Genomic DNA, 13,520 nt, shown 5'->3' with positions numbered 1-13,520 from the left:
GTTAGGAGCCTTTTTTATGTAATACTTTAATTACATTAAGTATATCAACAACAAAAGGTGCGAATATGGATATATCTACGCCTTGTATCAAATGCCAGGTTCACTCTAAGTACATAGAAGAACAATCTGAGCCAACGAAGAATCGTTATGTCTTCGCCTACATTATTACCATCAAAAATCTAAGTAAAACAACGGTGCAACTTATGTCTCGCCGCTGGTTAATTACCGACTCTAACGGCAAGCAGCTCACCATTGAGGGTGATGGTGTAGTTGGCCAACAACCCGTGATTGAAGCCAACGACGAGTACACCTACACAAGTGGTACGGTCATCGAAACCCCTGTTGGCGTTATGCAAGGTCACTATGTGATGACCGATAACAAGGGCATTGATTTTATTACCGAAGTTGACCCATTCAGACTCGCAATCCCTAATATTCTTAATTAGCCGTACATCCGTATCTATAGGAAATTATTGTGTCGAATTATATTGTCGGAGACATCCAAGGGTGCTTCGACGAACTTCAATTACTGCTTGAAAAAATTAACTTTGATAAACACCAAGATACTTTATGGGTCGCTGGAGACTTAGTTGCTCGAGGCCCTAAATCATTGGAGACGTTACGCTTTATTCGTAACCTTGGTGACGCAGCTAAGGTTGTATTAGGCAACCACGACTTACATCTTCTGGCGGTGTCCTTAGGACTATTTCCAGCGAAACCAAAAGATAAGACTCAAGCGATTCTTGATGCTGAAGATCGTGAACTGCTAATCGAATGGTTAAGACAACAGCCTTTGCTTCAAGAACACCCAGAGTTCGTGATGTGCCATGCGGGTATCTCACCGCAGTGGAATCTAGAAAGAGCACGTGTTGAAAATCGAGAGATCGTATCCTTGTTAAAGTCCGATAAATGGCAATGGCTAATCGAAAACATGTACAGCAACGCGCCTGATTTATGGCATCAGGATTTACATGATATTGAGCGCTATCGCTATGCGATCAATAGCCTGACAAGAATGCGTTTCTGTTTTGAAGATGGCCGTCTCGACATGGCATGTAAGCTACCACCGAATGAGATTACCGATGAACCATTAGTGCCATGGTTTGACCTTCCGCAACGCATAAAGCTCGATAAAACCGTTGTTTTTGGACACTGGGCTGCGCTTGAAGGCTATAACGGAAAAGACGTAATTGGACTTGATACTGGATGCGTCTGGGGAGGTGAATTGACAATTCTTCGCTGGGAAGATAAACAGTTTTTCACTCAGAAAGCGCTATAAAGATACGAGAAACTTGCGCTACCTTGGTAGGGTAACGCAAGCATTTTTCAGAGACTAGCTATTGATAACCACAGTTAACGCTCGAGAATCACAAACTCCATGTTGTGTTTGTTTTTCTCGTCAGCTTGATAGCTCTCGTTAAAGCTCTGCTTCCAACCTTCACCCCAGTCAGGAAATTGTGTATCTCCATCGACGGCGAAATCGATGTAAGTCAGATACAACTTGTCCGCTTTAGGTAAGCAGCTCTCATAAATAGAGCCGCCACCAATGATCATCACCTCTTCAACATCACTGAGTAGCTCTAGAGCCTGTTCAATAGAAGTTACCGTCGTTACACCTTCAATCTTTAAACTCTCATCACGGCTGATTACGACATTCAACCGACCCGGCAAAGGGCGTCCAATAGAATCGTAGGTCTTACGTCCCATCACGACTGGTTTACCCATAGTCGAGCGTTTAAACCATGCAAAATCCGCAGGTAAATGCCAAGGCATCTGATTGTCTTTACCAATTATACGGTTGTTTGCCATTGCCGCTATCATGCTGATGATCATAAATCGAAAGTCCTGTCCCTAAAAAGAAAATTAACGCTAAACGATAGGTCTACGGCGATAGAATAACAGCCCTGGCACAGCTAAGCCAACCGCCAACCCTGCGATAATGAACATCGATTTTAAAAAGTTCTCCATCAACATTGCCAACAACTCAGGCGTGTAGCCTGCCCTGTTAATCTCCACCATCGCAATCATCGCCTTGAAGGCGAACACACCTGGCACCATAGGAATTAGAGCTGCAACCGTAAACACCTTCGGATGTGCTAACAGTTTATGTGACCAATGAACCCCTATCATACCAACCACGGTTGCGGCGAAGAACGTCGCCCATTCGATTGGAATACCAAAGTGCATCATCAGATACCGGCTACCATGACCGATAGAACCACCGAGTGCACAATAAATTAAAGCACGTTGCGGAACGTTAAACACCAATGCAAACCCAACCGCAGGAATAGCGGCGAAAAACATATCGTTGAGCAGACCTAAAAACAGTTCGAAAATACTCATTAGCTTGCCCACCCCCAAACATCTGATAGACTCATCGCCGCGACAATGCCCAAGCTCGTCGCCAGAGTTAATAAGCTGGCCATGGTAAAGCGCGCTAACCCCATATTAATATGGCCTTTAAGCATATCAGCGACGGAGTTAATCAGAGGAAAACCAGGTACTAACATTAATACAGATGAAGCCATCACGATCGTGGGTTGGCCGCCAATATTGTAAAGTACGGCTTGAGCTGAAATGGTCGTGGTAACGAATGCTGTGATAGCAAAGTTTAATAGCGGATTGAAATGGCGGTGCCCAATCTCTTGCCTGACGATCATACCGCAAGCTGAAGCAATAAAAGTCATCATGAAGACTTGCCAGTCTCCGCCCGCAAGGTGGCTAAAAGAGGCGCACGACAACCCTATCATCACAACCACTAACCAACGGTTGTAGCGCTCGGGGCTGATGTTTTGAATCTTTTTATACGCCAAATCATAATCGAGAATTCCCTTCTCCATCATGATGCAAATGCGTTGAATGTCGGTGATAACCTGCATGTTAATGCCACGATCAGCACAACTTCGAGTAGTGGTAATACAGTGATCATCCATTACGGTAGTTACAACAAGCGCATTGGCTGACAGTGCGACTTCAACCTCATTCACCCCACAAGCAATACCGATGCGACGCATGATATCGCCGACCAGTGTGCTCTCAGCCCCGTGCGCCAATAACATTTGTCCTGATTGAGCGACGAGTCTTGAGATCGCTCTTTGCTTTGATGCCATGATTTCCTTCCCATAGGCGTTAATTATCTAAAGATAAATTTTGCATAAAAAACAGTAAGACGTCATGATTTAGATACAAAAAAACCGCAATTTTCATTGCGGTTTAATAAAACTATCAGTGTACTTGTAAGAAGCGACCGATGCGTTATGAGAAACTAAGAGGATTAGTCACGAACATAGATAACATGGCCGTCATCCTCTTCGTCATCCCAATCGTCCCAATCGTCGTCATCTTCAGTAACGACATTCTTACCGCTCATCGCATCTTTATGGTAGTCATCCCACATAAAGTCTACTTTTTCTTCTTCTTCAACTTCTACAACTTCACGAGGTAGGTTTTCCATAAACTCACCTAGTTTGAAGCAAAGATCTTTGGTGCCGATTTTATTCACGGCAGAGATCTTGAAGTACTCGCCTTCCCAGCCCAAAGCATCGATGATTTCTTGAATCTTTTCGTCTGCTTCGTCTTCTGGCATTAGGTCAACTTTATTGAACACTAACCAGCGAGGTTTTTGTGAAACTTTTTCACTGTATTGCTCAAGCTCATCGATGATCGTTAGTGCATTCTGAATAGGATCAGATTGATCGATCGGCATAATGTCGATCATATGCAGAAGAACACGACAACGCTCAAGGTGCTTAAGGAATCGGATACCAAGGCCAGCGCCATCAGCTGCGCCTTCGATTAGTCCTGGGATATCGGCAACAACGAAGCTCTTTTCAGGGACAACACTTACCACACCCAAGCTTGGGATCAAAGTAGTGAACGGGTAATCAGCCACTTTTGGTTTCGCAGCAGATACTGAACGAATAAAAGTAGATTTACCTGCGTTTGGTAGGCCAAGCATACCAACGTCAGCTAATAGAAGAAGCTCTAAACGCAGTTCACGAACTTCGCCTTTAGTACCCATTGTCTTTTGACGAGGAGCGCGGTTAACAGACGATTTAAAACGTGTGTTACCAAGACCGTGCCAACCACCTTTACCAACCATTACTTTCTTGCCGTGTTCAGCAACTTCAGCAACGATTTCGTTGGTGTGGATATCAACTGCACGCGTACCAACTGGCACTTTCAGCGTAATGTCTTTACCACGTTTACCAGTACAGTTACCGCCGCGACCATTCTCGCCACGCTCTGCATTGTAAAAACGTTGGAAACGGTAATCGATCAGTGTGTTTAAGTTCTCATCCGCTTGGATGTAAACATCACCGCCGTCACCACCGTCGCCGCCATCAGGACCACCTTTAGCGACGAATTTTTCGCGCCAAAAGCTAACTGTACCATTACCGCCATCACCGGCTTCTATTTTTACTACCGCTTCATCAACGAATTTCATTTTTTAACTCCGCACTTACGTTGCGTTACCACTCATCAAGGAGTGATATAAATTCTAGCAGATCCGTGTTTAGATCGATCACCTAAGATCTAGGCCGACCTGCAACCAAGGAACAAATAAGGAGAGGTTCTTTGCTTCTTATTTCTTAAAAACAAACGGCTTCTTAAAAACTAATCTGTTTATCAAAAAATAAAACGGCTTCTCAAAACCAAAACAAGAGCGTCTGCTTTTTTATTCTTGCTATAAATAAAAAACCCTGCCGAATCGGCAGGGCTTTTGAATTCAGCTTGAAAGCTAATAAAATAATCTAGTTAAAGATTAAATTACTCAGCTTCGATGCTTACAAACTTACGGTTTTTAGGACCTTTAACAGCAAATTTCACTTTACCTTCAGTAAGAGCGAAAAGAGTGTGGTCTTTACCGATGCCAACGTTTGTGCCAGCGTGGAACTTAGTACCACGTTGACGAACGATGATGTTACCTGCAAGAACAGATTCACCACCAAAACGCTTAACACCAAGACGTTTGCTTTCTGAATCGCGGCCGTTATTAGTAGAACCGCCAGCTTTTTTATGTGCCATTGTTAAACTCTCCTAATACTTAAGCGTTAATGCCAGTGATTTTCACTTCAGTGAACCACTGACGGTGACCAGCTTGCTTACGCGAGTGCTTACGACGACGGAACTTAACGATTTTTACTTTATCGCCACGACCGTGTTGTACTACTTCTGCAGTAACCTTGCCACCTTCAACAAGAGGTGCACCAACAGCGATTTCTTCGCCGTTAGCAACAAGAAGAACTTTATCAAATTCAACAGTTGCACCAGTTTCAACGTCTAATTTCTCTAAACGAAGTGTTTGACCTTCGCTTACTCGGTGTTGTTTGCCACCAGATTGGAAAACAGCGTACATATTTTACTCCGCTTTTTCCGCACAGCCTATGGTTGTTAATTGTACAACTCGGGTGTGCGCTAAACTAATCAATAGGGCGCAGATTCTACGGGAATCATGGCGCTATGACAAGCCATATTTTTAAAAAATTGGCGAAAACCTGTTCGCCAAAGAAAAGTGTGGCAATCATGCCCTTTAGCGATGTATTAATCAACGTTTTTTAGTGTATTATTCAACAATTGAATACAACGTATAAGCCTTACAGGGTCTAACTTCAGCCGGATGAACAATGGATTTTAAAGCTATCCAAACGCTTACTGCCAATGATATGGCAAAAGTGAATGAAACAATTCAAGCCCAACTTAATTCTGACGTAAGTTTAATCAACCAGCTTGGTTTTTATATCGTTAGCGGTGGTGGAAAGCGCCTACGCCCTTTGCTTGCTCTTTTATCTGCCCGCGCACTTGGTTACCAAGGTGAAGCTCATATCACCTCTGCAGCCTTTATCGAGTTTATTCACACCGCAACCCTGCTTCATGACGACGTTGTCGACGAATCGGACATGAGACGTGGTAAAGCGACGGCCAATGCCGCTTTTGGTAATGCCGCTAGCGTTTTGGTGGGTGACTTTATCTACACACGCTCATTCCAAATGATGACAACGCTAGGATCCTTAAAGATCCTTGAGTTAATGAGTGAAGCGGTAAACGTGATTGCCGAGGGTGAAGTTCAACAATTAATGAACTGCAATAACCCAGACACCACAGAAGAAAGCTACATGCAGGTGATCTACTCTAAGACTGCTCGTTTGTTCGAAGCTGCGACCCAAATCGGCGCGATTCTTACTGAGTCATCACCAGAGATCGAAACAGCAATGCAGAACTATGGTAAATACCTAGGCACCGCATTCCAACTGATTGACGATGTGATGGATTACACTGCAGATGGTAAAGAGATGGGTAAAAACGTTGGTGACGATCTTGCCGAAGGCAAACCAACGCTTCCTCTACTTTACGCAATGCATAATGGCTCTCCTGAACAAGCAAGCATGATTCGTGAAGCGATTGAGAAAGCGAACGGCATGGAACGTCTTGACGACATTATGGCTGTAATGAAAGAGACAGGCTCTTTAGAGTACACAACAAATAAAGCCTACGAAGAGGCCGATAAAGCCATCGCTGAGCTTTCTGTACTTCCTGACTCTGAATATAAGCAAGCGCTAGCCACGCTCGCACACTTAGCTGTTAAACGCAGTAAGTAAGCAGGTTAATAGACAACTCGCTTCTAGCTTCTATATAAATAACAAAAAGAGCCTCAGGGCTCTTTTTTTTGGTTTTCAACAAATATTTGTAGGTGAGCCAAATTCAATATCGACTGGCTTCTAATGATAACGGCAGTTGTGCTTCAATCTCTTCAAGCTCTTCCATTGGCACCGCGTACTGCTCTTGCCCGTTGTAAGTCTCTACTAGCGCGTACTGCTCTTGCTCATCAATTACCAATACTTTTCCTAAGTGCCCCAAATATTCGACATTCATACCCTTCTGAACAGTAGCCATAACATTTACCTTCACATTAATTGTAAAGCTAAATACGAGTAGCTTGAACTTCAGGATCAAAAAAGCCGATCATAATGACCGGCCCTTATTAATTAGCTTAAGTCTGAGTTAAATAGCGTTTCGCTTATTTAGCGAATTCAACACCAATCTCGATGTCACCATTTAGCGTTTCAAGCATGCTATCTAAAGCGTTACGTTCGAAGTCACTTAGCTCACCGTAGCTAAGGATCGCTTCAGCGCCCTCTTTGCCTAGTTTAACTGGCTGTGCGAAGAATGGAGCGTGCTCGCCTTCACCTTCAACGTATGCACATTCAATCACGTTTTCTTCACCTTGAAGTGCTTTAACTAGTGCAAGACCGAAACGACAAGCCGCTTGACCCATAGACAGTGTCGCACTGCCGCCGCCAGCTTTAGCTTCTACTACTTCAGTACCTGCATTTTGGATGCGAGTCGTTAGCGCTGCAATTTCTTCATCAGTGAACTCTACGCCTTCAACTTGAGAAAGTAGAGGAAGAATCGTTACGCCTGAGTGACCACCGATAACAGGAACACGGATGTCGCCTGGATCTTTGTCTTTTAGTTCAGCAACGAACGTTTCAGAACGAATCACATCAAGAGTCGTAATACCGAATAGACGACGCTTGTCGTAAACGCCCGCTTTCTTCAGTACTTCAGCCGCGATTGGCACTGTTGTGTTTACTGGGTTAGTAATGATACCAACACAAGCAGTCGGACAAGTAACTGCGATTTTCTCTGCAAGAGACTTAACAATGCCAGCGTTCACATTGAAAAGATCCGCACGATCCATACCAGGCTTACGAGCAACACCCGCTGAAATAAGTACAACATCCGCACCTTCTAGTGCTGGTGTTGGATCTTCACCCGCGTAACCTTTGATCGAAACAGGCGTTGGGATATGGCTAAGATCGGCAGCAACACCCGGTGTTACCGGAGCGATGTCGTAAAGTGCAAGATCTGAACCAGCAGGTAGGCGGTTCTTAAGTAGTAGGGCTAGGGCTTGACCGATGCCACCAGCGGCACCAATAACAGCTACTTTCATTGTTATTCTCCTTGAGAGCTTTCTCTTATAGATTCTTTGTAGGGTAATTCTTGAGCTAAATCTAAGTTAAAAAACTATATTAATCACAAAGTGATTACAATCAATTAACGCTAGCTTTGCGACTTCGCGCAAGTCAATAAAACCGTGCTACACAGCAAGTTCGCATTATGGCGATAATCGACTGAAATAACAAAATAAGTCGTCGCAAATAACACATTATTCTATTAAATATTTACAGTGATATGACTAACAAATTACAGGGATGTTTTGGCTAAAATTGAATATGTATGCGAGAATATGCAAACATCTTTGTTAATGAATAAGAATGACATATGCGCAATACAGAAAAGCAAGACAACTTAGTTCGTGCATTTAAAGCCTTACTAAAAGAAGAACGTTTTGGCTCACAAGGCGAAATTGTTGATGCTCTAAAACACGAAGGTTTTGAAAGCATCAACCAGTCTAAAGTCTCGCGTATGTTAACCAAGTTTGGTGCCGTTCGAACTCGTAACGCAAAAATGGAGATGGTTTACTGTCTTCCTGCTGAGCTAGGTGTTCCGACCGTTTCTAGCTCTTTACGAGAATTAGTACTAGATATTGACCACAACAATGCATTGGTGGTGATACACACAGGTCCTGGTGCGGCGCAGCTAATTGCTCGTTTATTAGACTCACTAGGTAAGTCGGAAGGTATACTGGGCGTAGTCGCAGGTGATGACACTATCTTCATTACTCCAACGTTATCGGTTACCACTAAGCAACTGTTTGATTCAGTGTGCGAACTGTTTGAATACGCTGGATAATTGATCTCTGTTTCAAAACTATCAGCCTTATTAATGGATCACGAGCATCTATTCGCTTCGTGATCCAAATCACATCCTCGAATATCCATACCCCCCTTCCAAAATCACACTAAACTATTGATTTTAAAAAACTCAGTAGTAAATCAAACACGAGATCCAGACATCATTTGTTAGATTTTTCAGCTATATCTTTTAACATTCGAGTAATTTTCTGCCAATTTTTGATATTATTCAGCCACTTTTTCATCACATGGATTGAAAAAGGTGCCGTTTCCAAATAGGAAACTCCTGAAGCAACTACACTTGTTTCAGGGTTAATAATGAATAAAGGAAGGGAAATTCATGGCATTTACCAAACTTATTAAAGTTGGTGCTATTGCAGCTGCTGTAATGGGCGCTGGCGCTGTTAACGCTCAAGAGTTCATCACGATTGGTACTGGTTCAGTTACGGGTGTTTACTACCCAACTGGTGGTGCGATTTGTAAGCTAGTGAACAAGGGCCGCAAAGACCACAACATTCGTTGTTCTGTAGAGTCTACTGGTGGTTCAATCTACAACGTTAACACCATCCGTGCTGGTGAACTAGATTTCGGTGTTGTTCAATCGGACTGGCAATACCACGGCTACAACGGTACAAGTAAGTTCAAAGATCAGGGCGAATACAAGAAACTTCGCGCGATGTTCTCTCTACATACAGAACCGTTCAACATCATCGCTCGTACTGATGCTGGCATCAACAATGTGTCTGACCTAGCAGGTAAGCGTGTAAACATTGGTAACCCAGGTTCTGGTGACCGTGCAACGATGGGTGTTGTAATGGACGCTATGGGCTGGACTAACGACAGCTTCAAGCTTGCTTCTGAACTTAAAGGTTCTGAGCGTTCACAAGCACTTTGTGATAACAAGATTGATGCATTCATCTACATGGTTGGTCACCCGAACGGATCAATCAAAGAAGCAACAACGTCTTGTGATGCAAAACTGGTTTCAGCAACAGGTCCACAGATCGACAAGATCGTAGCTGAAAACCCATACTACGCTTACAGCACAGTTCCTGCTGGTATGTACCGTGGTACTGACGCTGACGTAAACAGCTTCGGTGTTGCAGCTACTATGGTAACAACTTCAGACGTTTCTGAAGAAGTTGCATACAACGTTGCTAAGGCAGTATTTGAAAACTTTGACACTTTCAAACGCCTACACCCAGCATTTGCTAACCTGAAAAAAGAAGACATGGTTAAAGCGGGTATCTCTATCCCTCTTCACCCAGGCGCAGCAAAATACTACAAAGAAGTGGGCCTTCTAAAGTAACTCTACTTTAAGCCTACTACACCAATAAGGAGGCTAGCCCTCCTTATTGGCTTTTCACGTTTTATAAAAATAATTTAAGTGAAAAGAACAGCCCTTTAAGTTTCTCCAATTTGGAGGACTTACCTTCGTATCAAGCCTAAGACAAAGACGAACAAAAAACGCATTTCCCTATCCATTCACTACACTAGATAGGAAATAAATAACGTTTGGTTGTTCGTAAGAAAAGGCAGACCATCAATAATAAGGATAAAGTACATGACGCAGACAACATCACCGTCTCCAGATGTGCAAGAAATGGTGGCACAATCAGATACTGGTGCGCGTAGCCCTCGCGGTATCCAAGGCCGTATTTTATGGTTTGTGCCTCTATGTTGGTCACTGTTCCAACTTTGGTATGCATCTCCGCTGCCGTTCATTTTTAACTTCGGAATTTTAAACGATACCGAAGCTCGAGCAATTCACCTTACCTTTGCTATTTTCCTAGCCTTTACTGCTTACCCAGCTATGAAGAACTCGCCGCGGGACCATATCCCGGCAGTCGACTGGGTATTAGCGCTTGTAGGTAGTTTTTCAGCTTCTTATATCTATATTTTCTACACTGAACTTGCCGGTCGTTCTGGTGCTCCCACAACATTTGATATTGTTGCAGCGGTGTTCGGTATGGTTCTACTGCTTGAAGCAACACGACGCGCTTTAGGTCCACCTCTTATGGTTGTGGCGGCAGTATTCCTACTTTACACCTTTGGTGGCCCTCACATGCCAGACGTTATTGCCCACAAAGGTGCGAGCCTGAACAAGGCAATGTCGCATCTGTGGCTAACAACTGAAGGTGTATTCGGTGTGGCACTTGGCGTATCAACGTCATTCGTATTCTTGTTTGTACTGTTTGGTGCAATGCTAGAACGTGCTGGCGCCGGTGCTTACTTTATTAAAGTTGCATTCTCACTGCTTGGTCACATGAAAGGCGGCCCAGCGAAAGCAGCCGTTGTCGCATCAGGTCTGTCTGGTTTGGTATCAGGTTCATCTATCGCGAACGTGGTAACCACGGGTACCTTTACTATCCCGCTAATGAAGCGTGTTGGTTTCCCGGGCACAAAAGCCGGTGCGGTAGAAGTCGCGGCTTCAACCAATGGTCAATTAACACCACCTATCATGGGTGCAGCAGCCTTCTTGATGGTTGAGTATGTGGGCATTTCGTATGTAGAAGTAATCAAAGCCGCGCTACTGCCCGCTCTGATCTCTTACATCGCTCTGATTTACATTGTTCATCTAGAAGCATGTAAAGCAGGTATGACTGGCCTACCTCGTCGCCACACACCAACTATCGTACAAAGCTTACTGTCTTTCACGGGTACCATTTTAGGTCTGTGTGTTATCAGTGCCGCAGTTTACTACGGTGTGGGTTGGACGAAAAATGTCTTTGGCGATGCTGCAACACCAATCGTAACGGTGGCTCTATTAGTCGCTTATGTCGCTCTGGTTCGTGTATCAGCAAAATACGCATCTGAAGGCGGCATGGAAATCGATGCGGATCTCAAAGAAGTTCCGGATCCAGGTCCAACAATTAAGTCTGGCCTGCACTTCCTATTGCCTATCGTGGTGCTTGTTTGGTGTTTAACAGTTGAACGTTTCTCTCCAGGTCTGTCGGCATTCTGGGCGACCGTGTTCATGATCTTCATTCTGATCACTCAGCGTCCGTTAATGACTCTGATGAACAAATCAGACGATCTTGCAGAGCAAACTAAAGCTGGCTTCGTTGATCTCGCAGAGAGCTTGGTTTCAGGCGCGCGTAACATGATCGGTATCGGTGTGGCGACAGCGGCTGCAGGTACGGTTGTAGGCGTGGTGACTCTAACGGGTATCGGTCTAGTAATGACGGACTTCGTTGAGTTTATCTCAGGCGGTAGCATCATTCTTATGTTGCTATTCACTGCAGTAATCAGCTTGATCTTAGGTATGGGCTTGCCAACAACGGCGAACTACATCGTTGTATCAACGCTGATGGCTCCGGTAATCGTGACCCTAGGCGCTGCGCACGGCTTGATCATTCCATTGATTGCGGTTCACTTATTCGTGTTCTACTTCGGTATTCTTGCAGATGACACACCTCCGGTAGGTCTGGCAGCCTTTGCGGCCGCCGCGATTGCGAAATCCGACCCAATTCGTACAGGTATTCAAGGTTTTACCTATGATATCCGTACCGCAATTCTACCTTTCATGTTCATCTTCAATACTCAACTACTACTGATGGGCATTGATTCTTGGTGGCACTTAGCACTAACGATTTTCTCATCTGTGACTGCGGTACTTATCTTCGCAGCTGCAACACAAGGTTGGTGGTTCACCAAGAACAAGTGGTGGGAAACGGTGCTGCTTATTGCATTAACCTTCACTTTCTTCCGCCCTGGCTTCTGGTGGGACATGATTTACCCAGAGAAAGTTCTTTCACCTGGAGTTGAGATTGCTCAAATCACGGAAAAGCTGGATGTGGGACAATCACTTGAACTTAGAGTGGGTGGCGAAAACTTAGAAGGTGACTATTCTGAACAGACAGTTCGCCTGCCGTTTGAAGATTCTGCGACCTCAAGTGAAGATCGTATTGCCTCTATGGGTCTAATGCTGACTGAATCAGAAGGCAAGATGATTGTTGATATGGTTGAGTTCGGTAGCCCAGCAGAAGCGGCTGGTATTGATTTCGATTGGGAAATCAAATCCGTTATCCAAGATGCAGATCGACCAATGAAAGAGTGGGTATTCTTACCAGCTCTGATCATTTTGATTGGTTTAGCGATGAACCAAAGAAGACGTGCTCGTAAGGATGAGATTAGCGCGTAATGGATAAGGCTGAGTAGTGCTTAGCGCTATTTGGCTTTATTACATGGAAAGGATAATTACAGTGCTAAGTGAAAGCTTAGCGCTGATTAAAAAGAGACGAATACATGTATAGACAAATCCTTGTTCCCGTTGATCTTAACGACAAAGGCTTTTCTGATAAAGCAGTCGAGCTAGCGGTATGGCACGCGAAACACAGCAATGCTGAAGTCCACATTCTGAACGTCCTACCAGGCATTCACATGTCGATGGTTGCGTCTTACTTCCCGAAAGATGCAGCGAACCAAATGAAGCTTGATGTGAAAAATCAGCTCAAAGAGTTTGCTGACAAGCACATTGACGATGAAGTGGTGTATAAAGTTCACGTTGCCGAAGGCAAGACTTACACAACGATTCTAGATTACGCAGAAAAACTGGGCGCTGACCTTATCGTGATGCCTAGCCATAAGCGTTCGAAAATCGACAAAGTTGTGCTTGGTTCTGTTGCAAGCAAAGTGGTACAGAACTCACCAATCAATGTATTGGTAGTTAAGCCGCAAGGCTAAATCACTTAATCGACACAACGATCTAAAAAGGTTGGCCTAAAAGCCAACCTTTTTTGTTTTGCGTTCGCACCATTT

General features: G+C 44.2%; 15 protein-coding genes. 7 read left to right on the top strand and 8 right to left on the bottom strand.

Annotation, left to right across the window (positions count from 1 at the left end; all coding sequences use genetic code 11):
• Positions 1-65 precede the first annotated feature (65 nt).
• Together apaG and AB6D58_RS03605 are read left to right on the top strand one after the other, a co-directional pair.
• Positions 66-446 (top strand): Co2+/Mg2+ efflux protein ApaG, encoded by a 381-nt coding sequence (gene apaG, locus AB6D58_RS03610; protein ID WP_004735899.1) that lies wholly within the window; start codon positions 66-68, stop codon positions 444-446.
• A gap of 29 nt (positions 447-475) precedes the next feature.
• Positions 476-1,279: a symmetrical bis(5'-nucleosyl)-tetraphosphatase gene (locus AB6D58_RS03605; RefSeq protein ID WP_372156510.1), complete on the top strand. Its 804-nt coding sequence runs from the start codon at positions 476-478 to the stop codon at positions 1,277-1,279.
• 74 nt (positions 1,280-1,353) lie between these two features.
• Here the strand turns inward: AB6D58_RS03605 and folA are convergent, their stop codons facing one another.
• From folA to rplU, 6 genes are all read right to left on the bottom strand, one after another.
• The gene (gene folA / locus AB6D58_RS03600; RefSeq protein ID WP_017062944.1) at positions 1,354-1,833 is read right to left on the bottom strand and encodes a type 3 dihydrofolate reductase; all 480 of its coding nucleotides are present in this window, start codon (positions 1,831-1,833) and stop codon (positions 1,354-1,356) included.
• 36 nt (positions 1,834-1,869) lie between these two features.
• Complete coding sequence (locus AB6D58_RS03595) at positions 1,870-2,343, bottom strand: threonine/serine exporter family protein (RefSeq protein ID WP_017062945.1); 474 nt, start codon at positions 2,341-2,343, stop codon at positions 1,870-1,872.
• Complete coding sequence (locus AB6D58_RS03590) at positions 2,343-3,110, bottom strand: threonine/serine exporter ThrE family protein (RefSeq protein ID WP_017061378.1); 768 nt, start codon at positions 3,108-3,110, stop codon at positions 2,343-2,345. The genes AB6D58_RS03595 and AB6D58_RS03590 overlap by 1 nt, the downstream gene beginning before the upstream one ends.
• A 164-nt stretch (positions 3,111-3,274) precedes the next feature.
• A complete protein-coding gene (gene cgtA, locus AB6D58_RS03585; RefSeq protein WP_017061377.1) occupies positions 3,275-4,447 on the bottom strand; it encodes an Obg family GTPase CgtA in 1,173 nt (390 codons plus the stop codon).
• Positions 4,448-4,770: 323 nt separating this feature from the next.
• Positions 4,771-5,028 carry a 50S ribosomal protein L27 gene (gene rpmA, locus AB6D58_RS03580; protein WP_004735905.1) on the bottom strand — a complete coding sequence of 86 codons (258 nt, stop codon included), beginning with the start codon at positions 5,026-5,028 and terminating at the stop codon, positions 4,771-4,773.
• Positions 5,029-5,047: 19 nt separating this feature from the next.
• Positions 5,048-5,359: a 50S ribosomal protein L21 gene (gene rplU, locus AB6D58_RS03575; protein ID WP_004740823.1), complete on the bottom strand. Its 312-nt coding sequence runs from the start codon at positions 5,357-5,359 to the stop codon at positions 5,048-5,050.
• Positions 5,360-5,627: 268 nt separating this feature from the next.
• On the opposite strand from rplU, the gene ispB reads away from it, so the two are divergent.
• Entirely contained in the window at positions 5,628-6,599 is a 972-nt protein-coding gene (gene ispB, locus AB6D58_RS03570) for an octaprenyl diphosphate synthase (protein ID WP_372082789.1), read from the top strand.
• A gap of 103 nt (positions 6,600-6,702) precedes the next feature.
• Here ispB and AB6D58_RS03565 read toward each other — a convergent pair whose 3' ends face one another.
• Together AB6D58_RS03565 and mdh are read right to left on the bottom strand one after the other, a co-directional pair.
• Positions 6,703-6,894: a hypothetical protein gene (locus tag AB6D58_RS03565; RefSeq protein WP_017068805.1), complete on the bottom strand. Its 192-nt coding sequence runs from the start codon at positions 6,892-6,894 to the stop codon at positions 6,703-6,705.
• A 124-nt stretch (positions 6,895-7,018) separates the two neighbouring features.
• On the bottom strand, positions 7,019-7,954 hold the full coding sequence (mdh, locus tag AB6D58_RS03560) for a malate dehydrogenase (RefSeq protein ID WP_009847834.1): 936 nt from the start codon (positions 7,952-7,954) through the stop codon (positions 7,019-7,021).
• A 332-nt stretch (positions 7,955-8,286) separates the two neighbouring features.
• Between mdh and argR the strand changes: the two genes are divergently transcribed.
• From argR to AB6D58_RS03540, 4 genes are all read left to right on the top strand, one after another.
• Positions 8,287-8,757, top strand: a complete 471-nt coding sequence (gene argR, locus AB6D58_RS03555) for a transcriptional regulator ArgR (protein WP_004740827.1) — start codon at positions 8,287-8,289, stop codon at positions 8,755-8,757.
• 342 nt (positions 8,758-9,099) lie between these two features.
• Complete coding sequence (locus tag AB6D58_RS03550) at positions 9,100-10,068, top strand: TAXI family TRAP transporter solute-binding subunit (RefSeq protein WP_017061374.1); 969 nt, start codon at positions 9,100-9,102, stop codon at positions 10,066-10,068.
• A 255-nt stretch (positions 10,069-10,323) separates the two neighbouring features.
• Positions 10,324-12,903, top strand: a complete 2,580-nt coding sequence (locus AB6D58_RS03545) for a TRAP transporter permease (RefSeq protein WP_372156509.1) — start codon at positions 10,324-10,326, stop codon at positions 12,901-12,903.
• A gap of 104 nt (positions 12,904-13,007) precedes the next feature.
• On the top strand, positions 13,008-13,445 hold the full coding sequence (locus tag AB6D58_RS03540; RefSeq protein WP_048609641.1) for a universal stress protein: 438 nt from the start codon (positions 13,008-13,010) through the stop codon (positions 13,443-13,445).
• Positions 13,446-13,520: the final 75 nt, after the last annotated feature.

The organism is Vibrio sp. 10N.239.312.D08 (genome assembly GCF_041466145.1).
GTDB lineage: Bacteria > Pseudomonadota > Gammaproteobacteria > Enterobacterales > Vibrionaceae > Vibrio > Vibrio crassostreae_C.
The sequence above is the reverse complement of the archived record's forward strand: the minus strand, read 5'-3'. Positions and strand labels throughout refer to the sequence as shown.